The organism is Neoroseomonas rubea (assembly GCF_016106015.1).
Taxonomy (GTDB): domain Bacteria; phylum Pseudomonadota; class Alphaproteobacteria; order Acetobacterales; family Acetobacteraceae; genus Neoroseomonas; species Neoroseomonas rubea.
This window is the reverse complement of sequence record NZ_JACADQ010000730.1, coordinates 1-643: the sequence shown is the minus strand read 5'-3', so window position 1 is coordinate 643 and position 643 is coordinate 1. Positions and strand designations below refer to the sequence as shown.

At 74.2% G+C, this 643-nt stretch carries 1 protein-coding gene; it reads left to right on the top strand.

Features of this window, described 5'->3' with window-relative positions; translation table 11 throughout:
* A partial coding sequence (locus HW577_RS26100; protein WP_198378972.1) for an efflux RND transporter periplasmic adaptor subunit occupies positions 1-643 on the top strand: 643 nt, incomplete at both ends.

The following is a 643-nucleotide window of genomic DNA, read 5'->3' as shown; positions in this document are numbered from 1 at the left end:
CGGCGGTCGCGCAGGCGCGCGCCGACCTGCTGCGCGCGGAAGCGGCCGCCATGTCCGCCGCCGCCGCCGCCCGCACCGCCCGCGCGCAGGTCGATGCCGCGGATGCGGCGCGGGAGCAGAAGGACGCGATCCTGCGCCAGGTGGAGGTTGACCTGCGCAACGCGACGATCCGCTCGCCGATCGACGGCGTCGTCGTCTCCCGCAACATCGACATCGGGCAGACCGTGGCAGCGTCCTTCCAGGCGCCGGTGCTGTTCCAGATCGCGGCCAGCCTGGACGAAATGGAAGTCCATGCGACGGTGGACGAGGCCGATATCGGCCGCGTGCGCCAGGGGCAGGAGGTGACCTTCACCGTCGCCGCCTTCCCGTCGGAAACGCTGCGCGGGCGGGTGAAGGATATCCGCCTGGCCGCGACCACGGTGCAGAACGTGGTGACCTACACCGTCGTCATCGCGGCACCGAACGCGGCCGGGCGGCTGCTGCCGGGGATGACGGCGACGCTGCGCATCATCACCGAGGAACGGCCCCAGGCGCTGCGCGTGCCCAACGCCGCGTTGCGCTGGCGCCCGCCCGGCAGCGCGGCTGGCGCCGGCACCACCGAGCAGGCCGCGCCGGGCCAGGCGCAGCTCGACCAGGCGCTGGC